We start from the raw sequence: 16,003 nt of genomic DNA on the forward strand, positions 1-16,003 counted from the left end.
GTAAAATAAATTGGTCAGATTAATCAACTTTTTGGAGGTCATGTGTGTTGTGATTAGGAGAATCCAACACCTAGACCCAACTTGCGAATTTTTTTGTAGTGTGTCGCTTTAGCTGGCACTCCCGTCTCAGCGGGAATTTTAAAGTATCCTGCTTCGCAGGACCCACAGCTAAAGCGTGGGACTACAAGTACTGTGTCTATCTTTGTAACTCGTGGCAATTTCCGCTCGCTTTCCGTTTGAACAGGCCGCTTTTTTTATTTGGATTGGTATTACATCAAAGCTAACATGTTTGTTTCTAGCTGAACGCAGAGCAGGGCACGAACCCTTATCTCAAATGTCAGAAAGCAAACAGCCAGCGCTATGGCTGACTGTTTGCTGTGCTTATTACACTTCTACTGATGCGTTAGGTGGGTAGATGATTAGAAATTATAACCCATACCTACAGTGTATTCCCAGCTGCCGTTAGAGGAGTTGTCTTGGGCACTATTTTTGCTATCAAACAAGAAGCCATATTCAGCACGAGCTTGTACGAAGGTAGAAGGCAGTACGTAGTACTTAGCACCTAATTCCAAACCTGCGACACCCGTGTTTTTGGCGTGGTTATAGTATTTAACACCTAAGTTAGCACCCACGAATGGACGGAACTGGTTCTGACCAAAGTGATAATCGATATAACCTCTGGTGCCACCTGACCAGTTATCATTACCGTTATCTACTGCACCCCAAGCTACGCTTTGACGAACACCGGCGACGGTTTGGTCATTAATATACCAACCCATATCACCAGACAAACCCATGCCACCGTTATCGAAGTTCTTATCGCTTTCACCAGAACCACTGATGGAGAACTCACGATCGCCTTCTTTAGGACCCACACCCTGATAATTACCTTGTGCCTGTGACAGTGTAGGGACTAATAAAGCGCTCACACAAACTGCCAAAGAAAGCTTTTTGAATGTTTTCATGGAAAAAATCCTCATATCAACTAACAGGTTTTATCGTAAAAAATAGGGTGTACAACATGCGACTCAAACACAAGTTGCTATGATGAACATTGTCTCACCTGTTGAGACACACCCGTTGCGATCACCATCTAGGTTTAAGCATTCGGAGCCCGAATGTCAAACTAGGAACCAAAGAAAAGTCTGTTAGCTAGCAAGTTTTAACTATTTATTACTCTCTCCTCTGTTAAATAAAGGGTGAAAATAGCACAGACTTAAAACAGTGAATGAGTTGGTTATGTCGCCAAATGAGTGCGTTGAGAGGGTTATCTTAAAGTCTAGTCGCTGTCATTAGTTTCGCCAGTTTTAATAGTAAAGGAGGCAAAACCACCTAAAAAAATCAGTAATCAGCCGTTTAGTTACTCGCGACGCAAGGTGACGCGAGTTCATGCATATAAACGGGGGCGGGCAAGAACATGAGCAAGCTCAAATAGGTGTAAAGGGCTGCGCTGTGGATATATTTCACCCACAACTGATAAGCCAAGCTGGCAACGCTTAGACTCGTAACGGTAGCGCTAAGTCTTTATTATCCCCACTAGGTTTGGCATCAGGCTCGGTCTTCACATGCTGGCGCTGATAGGAAATAGCTTAGTTAGCGATAAACGATGAAATTTTAAAGTATCTGCTGTTGGCTTGTAATCATGGCTTTGAAGACGAAATACAAAATTAAGGCCGGCTCAAGCATTGAGGTGTTGAATGAATTGTCGGCATTGGTGGGCGTAAAAAATAGCTAAGGAGTAAGGTTTTGGTTTATGTTAAACGTCTGCATAAGGTGCTGGGGCTGCTAATGTTATTGCCCATATTAGGCTGGGTGGTGACGGGAGCCTTGTTTTTTATTAAGCCCGGTTATCAGGCCGCCTTCGCACCGTTAACGGTGAAAACTTATCCGTTAGATGCAGAGTTACGTATTCAGCCCGCGAATGATTGGCAAGAGCTGACTCTGTTGCACACCGTCTTGGGCCATCACTTATTGGTGAAACAGCAAGATAAGCTACTGCATTTAGACGCTATGAGTTTGGAGCCTTTTACGCCCACGCTTGAGCAGACCACTTTGTTAGTCAATGAAGCCATTGCCGAAAACCCTGAGCGTTATGGGCGTTTGACCGAGTGGGACGGCAGCCAAGGACTAACCAGCACGGGCGTGGTGATCAACCTTGATTGGCAGCGGCTGACATTACGCCAGTTAGGCCCTGACACTCAGTGGATCAATAGCTGGTATAAAATACATTATTTACAATGGACGCCCTTTAAAGCCGTGAATGATGTGTTAGGTATAGTGGGCTTAGGTTTGTTATTGCTGCTCAGCCTGTGCGGCGGTGGGTTATATTTGCGTCATCAATGGCATTTAACGCCTTCAGATAAAGATTAAGTCATTTGGCCGCTATATTGAAGACGTGCGAAAGTTAAATGAGCTAGCACCAATACAAGGACGTATTCCATGGCGACATCAAGTTTTACTTTATTGTGGGAACAGTTTCAGGAAAGTTTACAAGATACCAGTAATGCCTTGGGCATGAGTGGTTTGAACTGGCAAGAGCTGATGGTGGCAGGGATTGGGCAGCTATTGGTGTCGCTAATGATACTGCTGCTATTTGGTGTTTTTTACTGGTTGCTGGCCAACTTGCTTAAGCTAGTGTTGGGCCGAACCCGCTATGGCGAAAAACCCTTTATTGCCGCCAAAAGGGTGCTGCGTTATTTAATCGGTTTGGCGGTGATCATTGCGATATTGGCACAATATAATGCCTCCGACGCCGTGCTAAAAGGCGCGGCTCGCGCAGGGCTAATGGCATTGGCTTTTTATGTGTTATGGCTATTGTTATCGCGAGGGTTAACTTCCAACTTATCGCGGCATCATATTGACTCGTCGCTAGAGCAATTGTGTAAAAACACCTTGTCGGTGGCCTTGATTGCCATGGGCACCATCACAGTATTGGCGCAGTTTGGTTTTGATGTGCTGTCGATTGTAGCGGGTTTAGGGATAGTGGGCATTGCCGTCGGTTTTGCTGCGCAGTCGACTTTGGCCAACTTTATCGCAGGCATTACCTTACTGATTGAGCGGCCGTTTCGCATCGGCGATTGGGTAAAAATTCACGGCGAAGAAGGCAAGGTGATCCGCATTGCCTTTCGCACCACTTGGCTGCGCACCCGCGATAATGTGTTTACCATGATCCCTAATGAAAGAGTGGCCACCTCAGATATTATTAATTTCAGTGTCGAAGGGCCCACGCGAATTCGCATTCCTCTGGGCATTGCCTATAAAGAGTCGGTTGCCCATGCCCGAGAGGTGATCATGCCCTTGCTGTCGGCCCATCCTATGGTGATCACCAATGAGCAAATGCAGTCACGGCTACAGTTGCGTGAGCTGGCTGACTCGTCCTTGAATCTCAGTGCTCAGGTGTGGGTGCACGCGAAAGACATAGAAGTAAAAGGCCGCATTTCTTGTGAGTTGTTAGAGACCATCAAGCAGGCGCTGGATGACGCCAACATTGAAATGCCGTTTCCGCATTTGCAGTTGTTTATTGATGAAGCGAAAGGATTGGAGCCCTGGCTTAACCCAGAATTGAAACGATCCGCAGCCGCTCCTAAGCCTGATGCAGAGCACTAAGAGTACAGTACCGAGAGAGGGCGCAGTGCCACGCGCTGCGCCGGTTTTATTGTGTTGCTGGTATAGAGTGTTGCTTGGTCTGCATATAGTGCTGTAGGCGCTCTTGTTGCTCGGTGGTGAGTACCAAGCCCAGCTTAGAGCGGCGCCACAAGATATCATCGGCAGTATAGGCCCACTCAACCTTAATTAAATAATCCACTTCTTTTTGACTTAAGCCGCCACCAAAATCTGTGCCCAGTGCCCCAAACTCGCTGCAACCATGTAGAAAATGATGGCAAAGCGTGCCGTAACTGCGAGCAAAGCGCGCCAGCGTCGCTGACGGTAACCAAGGATATTGGCTTGCCAGCTCAATGATGAGCGAGGGTTGTGAGCTAAAATGGCCGCCAGGTAACTTGGCGGTGCCGGTCCACGGGCCTTTAATGTGCTTGAAGAAGGGACTAATGGCGTCAGTAGCGGCCTCAGCCAGCAGCCGATAGGTGGTGAGCTTGCCGCCAAATACCGATAACAGCGGCGCTTCACCAATCGGAGCATCCAAGCTAAAGGTGTAATCGCGAGTCGCCTTTTGTGCCTGACCTTGGTGCTTCTCTGGTTGTGTACTTGCAGCGGGGGCGTTATCCGCTTTCTCATGGTCCGTATGCTCATCAGCCAGCTGTTCATCATCCAAGAGCGGCCGCACCCCTGAATAGCGCCACACCACATCTTGGGCACTAATTTGGTGTTTAAAATGTTCATTCACCACTTGGCACAAATAGTCAATTTCAGCGTCGCTTATCTCGACCTCGCGCGGGTCGCCGTGATAATCCACATCCGTGGTGCCGATCAAGGAGAACTGCTGCTCATAGGGCGTCACGAATACGATGCGCTGATCGCTGTTTTGTAAGATATAGGCTTCGGGCTCGTCGTGGATGCGCGGCACTATAATATGGCTGCCTTTCACCAACCGCAGTTGTTTAGGCGCAGGCAGGGCAATCACCTCATCAAACAAGGAGCTCGCCCAAGGGCCGGCGGCATTGACTAAGGCGCGGCAGTGATAGGTTTGCAGGGCGCCGTTGTCGGTGTTTTGCAGCGTTACTTGCCAAATGCCGCCTCGGCGTTCGGCCTTAATGCAGCGGGTGCGGGGTTTTATTTCGGCACCTTGTTGTTTTGCCGCCATGGCGCACAATACCACTAAGCGCGCATCATCTACCCAGCCATCTGAATACTCAAAGCCACGGCTAATACTGCTGACGAGCGGGCTATCAGCGTTAAAGCGAATGGCGTTAGAGCCAGCTAGGCGTTTACGTTTGGCTAAGTTGTCGTATAAAAACAAGCCAATGCGCAGCATCCAGCCCGGGCGTAAGTGCGGTTGATGGGGCAGGCGAAAACGCAGTGGCCACATAATGTGTGGCGCATTGTTGAGTAGCCGCTCTCGTTCGGCCAACGCTTTTTTTACTAAGCAAAACTCATACTGCTCTAAGTAACGTAAACCACCGTGAATCAGCTTGCTGCTCGCCGATGACGTCGCCGAGGCAAGATCATGGCTTTCGCACAGCGCTACTTTTAGGCCACGGCCCGCCGCATCCATGGCGATGCCGACGCCGTTCACGCCGCCGCCAATAACGAGTACATCTACTTCTGTAATGCCTGCAGGCATAGTTTTTCCTTAACACATTTTAAGATGCGGCGTCCGCTTTACTCTTCACCTTTTACGCTTCACCATTTCAATTAATCCACTAAATTAATCAATCCACCCAATGTCGAGAGCGGCTGACCGCTTTTTGCCAGTCTTGATAGAGCGCTTCACGTTGGGCTTGCTTCATATTGGGCGTGAAGCCTTGTGCGGTTGAGATTAGCTTGGCAAGCTGCGCGGTATCTTGCCACACACCGACCGCTAAACCCGCTAAAAATGCCGCGCCCAAGGCGGTAGTTTCCAGCACTGTGGGCCGAATTACCTCGATATGGCTGATATCGGCCTGAAACTGCATTAATACTTTATTAGCACAGGCGCCGCCGTCGACCTTAAGCTCACTCAAGGTCACCCCCGCATCTTGTTGCATGGCATCTAATACGTCGCGACTTTGGTAGGCGATGGCTTCTAATGCTGCTCGAATAATGTGATTGCGATTAGCACCGCGGCTTAAGCCTATCAAGGTGCCGCGCGCATACGGATCCCAATAGGGTGCCCCTAAACCCGTGAAGGCCGGCACTAAATACACGCCATTGGTGTCGCCCACTTTAGCGGCAAAATAGGCGGTGTCTTCGGCTGAGCGAATTAAGCCCAGCTCATCGCGCAGCCACTGAATAATGGCGCCGCCCATAAATACCGAGCCTTCTAGCGCATAATTCACTTCGCCTTGTGGGCCAATGGCCAACGTGGTCAGCAGGCCGAACTGGGAATTCACCTTTTGTTGGCCGGTATTCATCAGCAAGAAACAGCCGGTGCCATAGGTATTTTTAGCCATGCCTTTGTGCACACACAATTGGCCAAACAAAGCCGCTTGTTGATCGCCGGCCACGCCGGCAATGGCCACCTTGCCGCCTTGACTGCCGCCTAATTGCACATGTCCATAAACATCACCAGAGGCTTTTACTTCTGGCAACAAAGACTTAGGAATATCCAGCGCCGCTAATAAAGTGTCATCCCACTGCAAGGTATTAATGTTAAATAACATGGTGCGCGAGGCATTAGTGTAGTCGGTGGCGTGCACGCGGCCTTCGGTCAACTTCCAGACAAGCCAAGTATCTATGGTGCCAAACAGTAGTTCGCCGCGTTCTGCTTGCTCACGAGCACCGGCCACGTTATCGAGCAGCCATTTTATTTTGGTGCCTGAAAAGTAGGCATCAATCACAAGCCCAGTGTTTTCTTTTACATAGTCGCTCAAACCTTGTTTGGTGAGTTGCTCACAGATTTCGGCGGTACGGCGACATTGCCAGACAATGGCATTATGAATGGGACGGCCGGTGCGCTTATTCCAAATAACCGTGGTTTCACGCTGATTAGTGATACCAATGGCGGCAATCTGTGCCGGTTTAATGCCGGTTTTGGCTAACACCTCCGTTAGGGTGGCACGCTGGCTGGCCCAAATCTCCATAGCATCGTGCTCTACCCAGCCCGTTTGTGGGTAAATCTGACCAAACTCCCGCTGGGCGCTGCCCTGTACTTGGGCTTGATCATCAAAAATAATGGCCCGCGATGAGGTGGTGCCTTGATCGAGTGCTATCACATAACGAGGTTGAGTAGACATAAATACTCCTGTTAGCCAATACAAGTTGAACACCAATAACCCGTGATCAGTTAATAACCCGGTACCCACGATTGGCAGCGTGGCGGCAACGCTGGCCGATAGGGTGTGCGGCTGCCACCGCCGCTGAGGGCGCCGGTTTTATCTTTGAGCCAGCTATGCAACTCGCGGTCACATCCGGTGCCTGCCGGCACGGGCGCTTGCGGCACACAGTGAATGTCTGCTTTAGGGCACTGCAAACGCACATGAAAATGGCCGGAATGGCCATACCAAGGCCGCAGTCGGTTAAGCCAAGGCGCATCCCCATAGGTATGGCACATGGCCTGCTTGATTAAAGGATGCACAAAAATGCGACTCACGCGCTCATCTTGGGCCGCCAACGCAATCAATTGGCGCTGCTGGTCTTGAAAGTGACTGTTGAGGATATAAAGCTTGTGGTTGACCATATCAATTTCCGGCACTTGCTCAAGCTGGCTGGTGCTTGCGGGCTTGGGTGGCGTGCGCAGCCAAATGTCTGCATCCAAACCGGTTTGATGACTGCGATGACCAAAGTTAAAGGGACCACCACGCTGCATCGCTATGTCCGCCACCAGCATGGGCGGTAACTTGGCGCGCTCGACTTTTTTACCCAGCGTCTGTAAATAATCGATTAATACTGGCTGACCATAAAAGCGTTCGCGACTGGCGCGGATCACATGAAAGCCCACGCCGGTCCCCGGCAGTGCTTGGCCATTAAATTGACAACCGGCCGCATAGCCGCCCACGGCTTCGGCACTCGCCATGTGCGGCGCTAATCCAGCGATCAAGGCCAGCCAAACCGCGCCTTTCCATTTGCTCATAGGTTCTCCTGGCCTTAGGGCCACGTTAAATGGTGAGTTATCGACTCACTGAAAAACCGCTGGGGATGCACGTCGTCAGTGACATACAGATACCTGATTACGTATGAACCTCAGCCATAATGCACCCTGTTTCGGTTTGTTCTTTGTAGCTGCCCCGTCTCTTTAATAAAGAGGGCTTCGGCAGGCCAGCTCTGCTGGCTGTTACTGAGGCTTAGATTTACCTGATTACTTATGAACCTCAGCTATTATGCGCCCTGTTTCAGTTTGTTATTTTGTAGCTGCCGGTCTGGCTCCAAGGTCAAATGGTCTGGGTTTTGTAGCAGCCAATTCATTCGGCTGGCCAGCTTTGCTGGCTGTTACTGAGGTTTAGATTTAAACCCAAACACCAAACCGGGCCGAAGTCCTCTTCGCCGAAGAGACGGGCCCCTACAAGATCAAAATACCAAACTGAGCCTCATATTCTTCACCGAAGAGGCGGTACCTACCTGTAACCTATTGAATTCATTGGTGCTGAGTTTTCTGAAACATGGCTGAGCTTTGTGGGTAATCAGGTACAGATAAATGAGCCGCCCAATCTAAAAATATGATTCATATGATGACCTTACAATAAAACGCATGGTTAGGCTTTGTTTTGTCGCCTTGTTTTATCAGCTTTGTTTAACGGTTTTGTTTGGTGACGCTGAGCGGCGAGTTTACCGTTAAAAACGGACACTGGTGATTGCCATTTTTTGTTAAGCGTGAGATCTAAACGCGCCAGCGAGCAGGCTAGGTTTGGGCTGAACAGAGACCTTTATTTATGCAGGTGCATTTTTTTGCTAGGGTAGGGCACTTTTTGCCAGATGGAAGATGTTATGTCAGTGCAGCGCTTACCCCTAGAGCAGGTATTAGCACGACCGTTAAACTTTGTATTAGCCCCGCCTGCCATGCGGTTTTATATGACTCATAGCCTAGCATTATTGGCGAGTCTGGCGGTGGTGATTTGGGCCTTATTTGATGGCCAAGTGTTGGCTGGGCAAGAGTTAGATGGCCAAGCCAGCTTTGGCTTAATCCACTGGGTAGGCGTAATTTTTGGCGGCATATTATTGTTGATCAGCCTATGGCCGCCCAGCTGGAACCGCAAGTTGCTGATCAATCTAGCTTTTGACGAACAGCAATTGTATCTGGTGAATGGCCTTACCCAAGAAGCCGTGACAGTGCCGCGTGAACGGGTGCGGGCCGTCAATCACAACAAATTGCCGGGCCACGACGGCGCTATTATTGCCTTTACCTTAGATCTCACCTTAGACGACACTGAGCTGGCGCTGATCCAAGACACGCTAGATGCCAAAGTAGAAGAGCGCTTTCAGCTTGATGATAATGGCTATCGCTTTGGTTTTGTGGCGAACTGGCAACGCAGGCGTGCCTTGCTCGCCACCATAGCCGTGCTGGCGCCAGCAGTGGTAATCCCAGAGCCGGTGGATGAAGATGAAGACGACGATGATTGGGGGTAAATAAATAGGTGAGGAGTGAGGCGTAAAATGTGAAGGGTCACTGATTTAGCCCCCTCACTCTATGCCGTCCTGCCGGGCTTGCCCCGGTATCTCGCTCTTGCTCTTTCCCCTTGCCGTCATACTGTATATGGCTCCGGTATCTCGCACGTATCACTAAAGCTAAACCGAGATCCTGATGTGCATCAGGATGACAGCGAAACAATAAGCCGCACCACCGTCATACCGGGCTTGCCCCGGTATCTCGCACTTAGCCCTTACTATTAAAAAAACGAGATCCTGAATCGAGTTCAGGAAGACGGCATAAAGACAGACACCGAACTTGTAGAGGCCACTTTAGTCGGCCGGTTTTGCGTAGCAAAACGTCACACTAGATTCAGTATCGGAAAGGCAGCATAAAAAAACACCGCCCTGATATGGGGCGGTGTTTTTGGTTGAAAGCCCTGTTGCATAGGGCCGGCCGGCTGAAGCGGCCTCTACCAGAGCCTGTTATCTTAAATAAGGATTATGCAGGCGCTCGTGGCCAAACGTGCTCTCGGGGCCGTGGCCGGGGACGAAAGTGATGTCATCGCCGAGCGGCAGCAGGGTTTCCTTAATGGAGTTGATTAGGCTGCTATGGCACCCCTGCGGAAAGTCACTGCGACCCACACCGCCATTAAAGATGACATCGCCCGTAAAGGCCAAACGCTGGGTCGGGTGCACAAACACAATATGCCCAGGCGTGTGGCCGGGGCAAAAAAACACGTCCATCACTTCTTCACCGACCTGCACCTTATCACCGGCTTTTAACCACAGCGTTGGGGTAAAGGCGAGAACAGGGCTTAAGCCAAACATCTGGGCTTGTTGGTCGAGCCCATTTATCCAAAACGCATCCTCGTGACTTGGCCCAATCACAGGCACTGATTTAACGGCCAGTAGCTCGCCGGTAGCGCCCACGTGATCTAAGTGACCGTGGGTCAATAAAATCGACTCCAGTGTGAGGCCGCGTTTGTCGATTTCGGCCAATAAGCGTGGTGTTTCACCGCCCGGGTCAATTAAGGCGGCTTTGTTGGTGGCGGAGCACCACACCAGACTGCAGTTTTGGGCAAAGGCCGTGACCGGCAGCGTGATGCGATTAAGCATGATGTTGTTTCCTTAAATTTTTAACCTAAAAGAGAAAGAGCATTTTTGCCACGGAATACACGGAAGAAGACAAATGTACGAAAATATAAAGTTATGAAATATAATAATTTTAATAACGATATTTTTGGCTTTTTCCGTCGGTTCCGTGTACTCCGTGGCTTGAGAGTATTTAGTCTTCACACTCTGTTTAACATAATCAGCAAGCTGGCGCAGTGGTTTAAACTTGCTGCTGCGCCAACCAGTGCGCGAGTTCTTCTTCATTGCCGCGCATGACTATGCGGTGTTCTTTACTGTCTTGATGACGCAGGTAAATAGGGTCGTAATAACGGCCTAAAAGGTCGGTTATCCACTCTTGATGACCGTCGCAACCGTGCCCTAACAATTGCTGATTAATGGCGTCGGTCATTTGTTGGGAGAGCTGTCGCCAATCACGATCCCCTAAGCGTTTGTATAAGCGCTTTAAGCTGTCTTGCAAATATTCACTTAAGCGGGAAACATCCCCGCTAAAGCGCACCAGCATGGTTTCTACATAATCCTGCTGAATTTGGCGCACTCGCTGCTCAAATGGCACTTCTAACAGTAATACGGGGACTTGCTGCATCCGCTCGTACAAACGCTTGGGCAGTGGGCAGCGGCCTATCATGGCACTTTCATCTTCCACCAACCAAGACTCAATGCCAGCACGGCGCTGTTTTAAGCGGGCAATCGCCAAGCGATTTTCAAAGTCTATGGGGGTGGGCTGTGGCTCAGCCCAGTGGCCAAAACTGGAGCCTCTGTGATGGGCATAGCCTTCCAGATCTAATGACAACGGGCTGCGCGCCAGCCAATCGGTTTTGCCGCTGCCGGTAAAGCCCGATAACACATAGCCTGGTTGCTCAAAGCCGGTTTCAATTTCTTTTAACAAGCGTTGGCGCAGTGCTTTATAGCCGCCTTCAACGCGGGTTACCGGCCGGCCAGCCTCTGCCAACCATTGTTGTACGGTTTGACTGCGCAGGCCGCCTCTGAAGCAATAAATAACGCCGTTAGGGTGCAAAGTCAGCCAGTTTAACCAAGCCTGCAAGCGTTGTTCACGCAACTCACCCTTTACTAACGAATGGCCGAGGCTAATGGCCGCTTCTTGGCCTTGCTGTTTGTAACAGGTGCCCACTTGGGCGCGCTCGTCGTCTGTCATTAAAGGCAGATTGGTGGCGAGCGGAAACGCACCTTCACTAAATTCAATGGGTGCGCGCAAGTCCAGCAACGGCACGTCGTCCACTAACAGCTGGTCGTAATCTGCCGTTAATGTAACGGTTTGGTTCAATGCCATGCTGTTTTTCAACTCACTCACCCAGCACCTCGATGCGGTGGGTGTGGGGAGCCGTCAGCTCGCCAATGGCGCTTAAGTGCAAGTCGTGTTGCTCAGCCAACTGTAAAAAGTCGTTGACCGCCGCTGGGCTTACTGCCACCAGTAAGCCGCCACTGGTTTGCGGATCACATAAAATCTGTTGCTGGCGTGGGGTTAAGGGCGCCAACTTATGGCCGTAGGCTTCAAAGTTACGCAAAGTGCCACCCGGTACGGCACCGGCGGCTAAATAATGATCCAGCTCTGGCAGCAGGGGGATCTTATCCATATGCAAAATGGCACTGACATTCGCGCCATCACACACTTCCGCCAAATGCCCCATCAAACCAAAGCCGGTCACGTCTGTCATGGCGTTCACGCCGGCTAAGCGGGCAAAATCTTGGCCGGGTTTATTTAACTGACACATGACTTCAGCAGCCAAGGTGGCGTGCTCGGGCAATAACAGGCCTTTTTTCTGAGCAGTCGATAAAATGCCAATGCCTAAGGGTTTGGTCAGAAATAACAGGTCGCCCGCGCGGGCTGTGTCGTTGCGTTTAACTTGGTCAAGCTGGATTTGACCGGTTACGGCCAAGCCAAAAATAGGCTCAGGCGCATCTATGCTGTGGCCACCGGCCAGTGAAATGCCCGCGTCCATGCAGGCCTGACGGCCGCCATCAATCACTTGTTGGGCAATTTCGGGTGCTAATACATTGACCGGCCAGCCCAAAATGGCAATGGCCACAATAGGCGTGCCGCCCATGGCATACACATCGCTAATGGCGTTGGTGGCAGCAATGCGGCCAAAGGTGAAGGGGTCATCAACAATGGGCATAAAGAAGTCGGTGGTGGAAATAATACCCATGCCATTGCCAATATCGACCACGGCCGCGTCGTCCCGGCTGTCGTTACCCACGATTAAACGAGGGTCATTAAAGCGTGGCAGTTGGCTGTGTAAAATGGTGTCGAGCACGGTGGGCGAGATTTTGCAGCCGCAGCCGGCGCCGTGGCTATATTGAGTGAGGCGTATGGGTTCCACTTGGGCTTCCTTGGGTTCACTGACAGAAAGCGGTCATACTACTCCTAACGGGCAGGGCTGTGAATAAAGAACACGGGGTTTGTGAGGGCAAGCACTGTGGCTGGGCGTAAGAGAAGAGTGGTCAGGGCTTGATTTGGGCTTAAGTTACCCATAAAAAAAGGCGCAAGATGATGACATCTCACGCCTACTTATAGCTAATCGGTTTGGGGTTATATTGTCGCTTCACGCTTCACGCTTCACGCTTCACGCTTCACGCTTCACGGCCCAAACCTCACGGCAAAGCGATTACCAAGCTTGTACCACTAGGCCTTTTAAGTAATGACCTTCTGGGTAAGCGGTGCCAATCGGGTGATCCGCTGCTTGATTTAAGCGCTCTAAAATTTGCGCATCGCGACCTGCGTCCAGTGCCGCATCGGCCACCACTTTTTGGAACAAATCTTGGCTCATCAAACCGGAGCAAGAGAAGGTCAGCAAGATGCCGCCAGCATTAAGCAGCTGAAAGGCCAGCATATTAATGTCTTTATAACCGCGACACGCACCATTGAGCTGGGCTTTGCTCTCGGCAAATTTTGGCGGATCTAGCACGATCACGTCGAAACGTTGGCCTTGTTCCCGATAAGCACGTAGCAACTTAAACACATCGGCTTGTTCAAATTTAACGCGGCTTAAGTCTAGCTTATTGAGGGTCACGTTCTGCTCGGCCAAGGCCAATGCGGACTCAGACATATCAACGTTGATAACTTCTGCAGCACCGCCTTTTAGCGCGTATACGCCAAAGGTACCTGTGTAGCTAAAGCAGTTTAATACGCGCTTATCTTTACAATAACGGGCGGCAATGCGGCGGTTATCGCGCTGATCCAGATAAAAACCGGTCTTATGACCGTTTTCAACGTCGACCAAGATTTTTACGCCTTGGTTTCCTGAAATTGCGTTTTCTTCGATAATAATCGGCTGCTCGGGCAGGGTGCCAGACAAGACGCCTTTGCGCTCGGCAAGACCTTCTTTCTTGCGCACAGCTACATCAGAGCGCTCATAAATACAGGCACCTGGGTACAAGGCATTGAGTGCGGCCACTATGGCTTTACGCCAGCGCTCGGCACCCGTGCTCAATAGCTGACACACCACCACTTGGTCATACACGTCTATGGTGACGCCGGGCAAACCGTCAGATTCAGCGGCGCATAACCGATAACCGGTTAAACCTTGCTCATCAATCAATGGCTGGCGGCTGTCTTTCGCACGCGTTAAGCGACGTAAGAAAAAGGCCTCGTCGATCACTTCGTCTTTATCAAAGCTCCACACTCGGGCGCGAATTTGCGACTGGGGCGAGTAAAAACCTCGGGCGAGCCATTCGCCTTTTTGACTAACAATATCCACCGTATCACCGGCGTTTGGTTGGCCGAGTACCTTATCTACGGCACGAGAAAATACCCAAGGGTGGCGACGTTGTAGGGACTTTTCTCGTCCGGCGATCAGAGTAACTGTGATGGTCATGGGCATGCTATGTAAAGGAAGCGGGCGGTGATTTTAAAGGGTTGCGCGGCCAAGCACAAACCAACGGCGAAAATAAATAGTGGAACGGCAGAATGTGGCTAATGGTTTGCCTCACTCCTCACTCAACTTGACATGCGAATAATCATATATATGATTATTCGCATGTTTGATTATTTGTATGTATGTGTGGGAGTAAGTGGTCATGTCGCCGTTGGTGTTTTTCAAATGCCTTGCCGAAGACACGCGCTTAAAATCTTTGTTGCTGATTTTTCAGCATCAAGAGCTGTGCGTCTGTGATCTGCAACAGGCATTGCAGCTAAGCCAGCCTAAGGTGTCTCGCCATTTGGCTGAGCTGCGAAAATGCGAGTTATTGATGGATGAGCGCCGCGGCAAATGGGTCTATTACCGTTTACACCCAGATTTGCCGAGTTGGGCCCGCCAAATATTGCAGCAAACCGCCGCCCATCATCCGGACTATTTACAACACTGCGAGCAACAACTGGCTCGTGACTCCACATCATGTGAGCGTGAATAAATGAAAATTTTATATATTTGTACCCATAATCGCTGTCGCAGCATCTTGTCTGAAGCCGTGACTCAGCATTACGGTCAAGGGTTACTGGAGGCAAGAAGCGCCGGCAGTCAGCCCGCGGGCGCCGTGCATCCATTATCTTTGGTGTATTTAGCCCAAGCGGGAATCAATACCGCTGAACTGCGCAGTCAGTCCTGGGATGAATTCGAGGATTTTGCACCGGATGTGGTGATCACAGTGTGCGACAGTGCGGCAGCAGAGAGTTGCCCAGTGTGGTTTGGTAACAGCTTAGTCTTACATTGGGGCTTGGCCGATCCGTCTAAATTAACCGGTACCGATGAAGAGCTGGCGGACGCCTTTCGCCACACCATTCGCTTAATCAATGACAGAGTTGAGGCCTTATTAACCGTGGCGCGCCAAGAGCCCTCTCAATGGCCCGCAGCCCTGTCTTTATTAGCCGCACAGCTCGCAAGTAAAGAGTCCTCAGATACACAGCCTTCAGGAATAAAACCATGAGCCTAACCGACATCAGTTTGCCGGATCTTAGTTTACCCAATATAGACGAGCAGCATTTTCAGTTACCGCATTTCTCCCACACAGAGCCCGGTGCTCACAAGCCGCGCATCTTGCTGCTTTATGGCTCTTTGCGTCCGCGCTCGTTTAGCCGCTTAGTGGTGGAAGAGTGCGCCCGTTTACTGCTGTTTATGGGAGCGGACGTGCGCATTTATGATCCCACCGGCTTGCCGTTAGCCGATGGCGATGATGTCGAGCACGCTAAAGTGCAAGAGTTGCGTGAGCTCGTGAATTGGTCTGAGGGCCAAGTGTGGTGCTCGCCGGAGCGCCATGGTGCCATGACAGGCGTGATGAAAACCCAAATTGATTGGATCCCGCTTAGTCTAGGTGCGGTACGACCCAGTCAAGGTAAAACACTGGCGGTAATGCAGGTGTGTGGCGGTTCTCAGTCATTTAATGCGGTGAATCAGCTGCGCATTTTAGGTCGTTGGATGCGCATGGTCACCATTCCCAATCAGTCTTCGGTGGCCAAGGCATTTATGGAGTTTGATGATAATAACCGCATGAAACCCTCGCCTTATTACAACCGCATCGTTGATGTGATGGAAGAATTGATGAAATTCACGCTACTCACCCGCGATAATAGCGCCTATTTAACGGATCGTTATTCAGAGCGCGTAGAAACTGGCGAACAGTTGATAAATAGAGTCAATCAAAGCGCGCTCTAGATCTCACGCGGTAGGCTGTAGGTAATACGCCGTACCTAAAAAAGACGGTCTTTGTCTGTTTCGTAGTGCGTATAGCGTAAGACGTATGGCGTTAAAAAGGAGAT

The 16,003-nt window shown here is 50.4% G+C and carries 14 protein-coding genes; 6 read left to right on the forward strand and 8 right to left on the reverse strand.

What is annotated here, in order from left to right; translation table 11 throughout:
- Nucleotides 1–419: 419 nt before the first annotated feature.
- On the reverse strand, nucleotides 420–965 hold the full coding sequence (locus tag R0134_RS06970; protein ID WP_319784079.1) for a hypothetical protein: 546 nt from the start codon (nucleotides 963–965) through the stop codon (nucleotides 420–422).
- 781 nt (nucleotides 966–1,746) lie between these two features.
- Between R0134_RS06970 and R0134_RS06975 the strand changes: the two genes are divergently transcribed.
- Nucleotides 1,747–2,370, forward strand: a complete 624-nt coding sequence (locus R0134_RS06975; RefSeq protein WP_319784080.1) for a hypothetical protein — start codon at nucleotides 1,747–1,749, stop codon at nucleotides 2,368–2,370.
- A 69-nt stretch (nucleotides 2,371–2,439) separates the two neighbouring features.
- Nucleotides 2,440–3,606: a mechanosensitive ion channel family protein gene (locus R0134_RS06980; RefSeq protein ID WP_319784081.1), complete on the forward strand. Its 1,167-nt coding sequence runs from the start codon at nucleotides 2,440–2,442 to the stop codon at nucleotides 3,604–3,606.
- Nucleotides 3,607–3,652: 46 nt separating this feature from the next.
- On the opposite strand, the gene glpD is transcribed toward R0134_RS06980, so the two are convergent.
- From glpD to mepA, 3 genes are all read right to left on the reverse strand, one after another.
- Complete coding sequence (gene glpD / locus R0134_RS06985) at nucleotides 3,653–5,239, reverse strand: glycerol-3-phosphate dehydrogenase (protein ID WP_413641435.1); 1,587 nt, start codon at nucleotides 5,237–5,239, stop codon at nucleotides 3,653–3,655.
- 88 nt (nucleotides 5,240–5,327) lie between these two features.
- On the reverse strand, nucleotides 5,328–6,830 hold the full coding sequence (glpK, locus tag R0134_RS06990) for a glycerol kinase GlpK (protein WP_319784082.1): 1,503 nt from the start codon (nucleotides 6,828–6,830) through the stop codon (nucleotides 5,328–5,330).
- A gap of 50 nt (nucleotides 6,831–6,880) precedes the next feature.
- A complete protein-coding gene (mepA, locus tag R0134_RS06995; protein WP_413641452.1) occupies nucleotides 6,881–7,609 on the reverse strand; it encodes a penicillin-insensitive murein endopeptidase in 729 nt (242 codons plus the stop codon).
- 908 nt (nucleotides 7,610–8,517) lie between these two features.
- Between mepA and R0134_RS07000 the strand changes: the two genes are divergently transcribed.
- Entirely contained in the window at nucleotides 8,518–9,156 is a 639-nt protein-coding gene (locus R0134_RS07000; RefSeq protein WP_319784084.1) for a hypothetical protein, read from the forward strand.
- A gap of 486 nt (nucleotides 9,157–9,642) precedes the next feature.
- Here R0134_RS07000 and R0134_RS07005 read toward each other — a convergent pair whose 3' ends face one another.
- The 4 genes from R0134_RS07005 to R0134_RS07020 all read right to left on the reverse strand — a co-directional run bounded on the left by R0134_RS07005 (nucleotide 9,643) and on the right by R0134_RS07020 (nucleotide 14,126).
- Nucleotides 9,643–10,275 carry an MBL fold metallo-hydrolase gene (locus R0134_RS07005; protein ID WP_319784085.1) on the reverse strand — a complete coding sequence of 211 codons (633 nt, stop codon included), beginning with the start codon at nucleotides 10,273–10,275 and terminating at the stop codon, nucleotides 9,643–9,645.
- A 217-nt stretch (nucleotides 10,276–10,492) separates the two neighbouring features.
- Nucleotides 10,493–11,581, reverse strand: a complete 1,089-nt coding sequence (gene mnmH, locus R0134_RS07010) for a tRNA 2-selenouridine(34) synthase MnmH (protein ID WP_319784320.1) — start codon at nucleotides 11,579–11,581, stop codon at nucleotides 10,493–10,495.
- 13 nt (nucleotides 11,582–11,594) lie between these two features.
- Nucleotides 11,595–12,632: a selenide, water dikinase SelD gene (gene selD, locus R0134_RS07015; RefSeq protein WP_319784086.1), complete on the reverse strand. Its 1,038-nt coding sequence runs from the start codon at nucleotides 12,630–12,632 to the stop codon at nucleotides 11,595–11,597.
- A gap of 285 nt (nucleotides 12,633–12,917) precedes the next feature.
- Nucleotides 12,918–14,126 carry a class I SAM-dependent rRNA methyltransferase gene (locus R0134_RS07020; RefSeq protein WP_319784087.1) on the reverse strand — a complete coding sequence of 403 codons (1,209 nt, stop codon included), beginning with the start codon at nucleotides 14,124–14,126 and terminating at the stop codon, nucleotides 12,918–12,920.
- Nucleotides 14,127–14,328: 202 nt separating this feature from the next.
- Here R0134_RS07020 and R0134_RS07025 point away from each other — a divergent pair, with 202 nt between their 5' ends.
- From R0134_RS07025 to arsH, 3 genes are read left to right on the forward strand one after another with little or no spacing between them, the layout of a single operon-like run.
- Nucleotides 14,329–14,661, forward strand: coding sequence for a metalloregulator ArsR/SmtB family transcription factor (locus R0134_RS07025; RefSeq protein WP_319784088.1), 333 nt, complete (start codon nucleotides 14,329–14,331; stop codon nucleotides 14,659–14,661).
- Nucleotides 14,662–15,174, forward strand: a complete 513-nt coding sequence (locus R0134_RS07030; protein WP_319784089.1) for an arsenate reductase ArsC — start codon at nucleotides 14,662–14,664, stop codon at nucleotides 15,172–15,174.
- Nucleotides 15,171–15,899, forward strand: a complete 729-nt coding sequence (gene arsH / locus R0134_RS07035) for an arsenical resistance protein ArsH (RefSeq protein WP_319784090.1) — start codon at nucleotides 15,171–15,173, stop codon at nucleotides 15,897–15,899. Before R0134_RS07030 ends, arsH begins: the two co-directional genes overlap by 4 nt.
- The last annotated feature ends 104 nt before the right edge of the window (nucleotides 15,900–16,003 follow it).

The sequence above is a fragment of the Oceanisphaera sp. IT1-181 genome (assembly GCF_033807535.1).
Taxonomy (GTDB): Bacteria; Pseudomonadota; Gammaproteobacteria; order Enterobacterales; family Aeromonadaceae; genus Oceanimonas.

Excerpts from the sequence above, each read along its gene's own strand:
- glpK (WP_319784082.1), bottom strand. The coding sequence starts at position 6,830 with ATGTCTACTCAACCTCGTTATGTGATAGCACTCGATCAAGGCACCACC.
- R0134_RS06980 (WP_319784081.1), top strand. The coding sequence starts at position 2,440 with ATGGCGACATCAAGTTTTACTTTATTGTGGGAACAGTTTCAGGAAAGT.
- R0134_RS07030 (WP_319784089.1), top strand. The coding sequence starts at position 14,662 with ATGAAAATTTTATATATTTGTACCCATAATCGCTGTCGCAGCATCTTG.
- mnmH (WP_319784320.1), bottom strand. The coding sequence starts at position 11,581 with ATGGCATTGAACCAAACCGTTACATTAACGGCAGATTACGACCAGCTG.
- R0134_RS07020 (WP_319784087.1), bottom strand. The coding sequence starts at position 14,126 with ATGACCATCACAGTTACTCTGATCGCCGGACGAGAAAAGTCCCTACAA.
- R0134_RS06970 (WP_319784079.1), bottom strand. The coding sequence starts at position 965 with ATGAAAACATTCAAAAAGCTTTCTTTGGCAGTTTGTGTGAGCGCTTTA.
- R0134_RS07005 (WP_319784085.1), bottom strand. The coding sequence starts at position 10,275 with ATGCTTAATCGCATCACGCTGCCGGTCACGGCCTTTGCCCAAAACTGC.
- R0134_RS07000 (WP_319784084.1), top strand. The coding sequence starts at position 8,518 with ATGTCAGTGCAGCGCTTACCCCTAGAGCAGGTATTAGCACGACCGTTA.
- glpD (WP_413641435.1), bottom strand. The coding sequence starts at position 5,239 with ATGCCTGCAGGCATTACAGAAGTAGATGTACTCGTTATTGGCGGCGGC.
- R0134_RS07025 (WP_319784088.1), top strand. The coding sequence starts at position 14,329 with ATGTCGCCGTTGGTGTTTTTCAAATGCCTTGCCGAAGACACGCGCTTA.
- mepA (WP_413641452.1), bottom strand. The coding sequence starts at position 7,609 with ATGGCGAGTGCCGAAGCCGTGGGCGGCTATGCGGCCGGTTGTCAATTT.
- arsH (WP_319784090.1), top strand. The coding sequence starts at position 15,171 with ATGAGCCTAACCGACATCAGTTTGCCGGATCTTAGTTTACCCAATATA.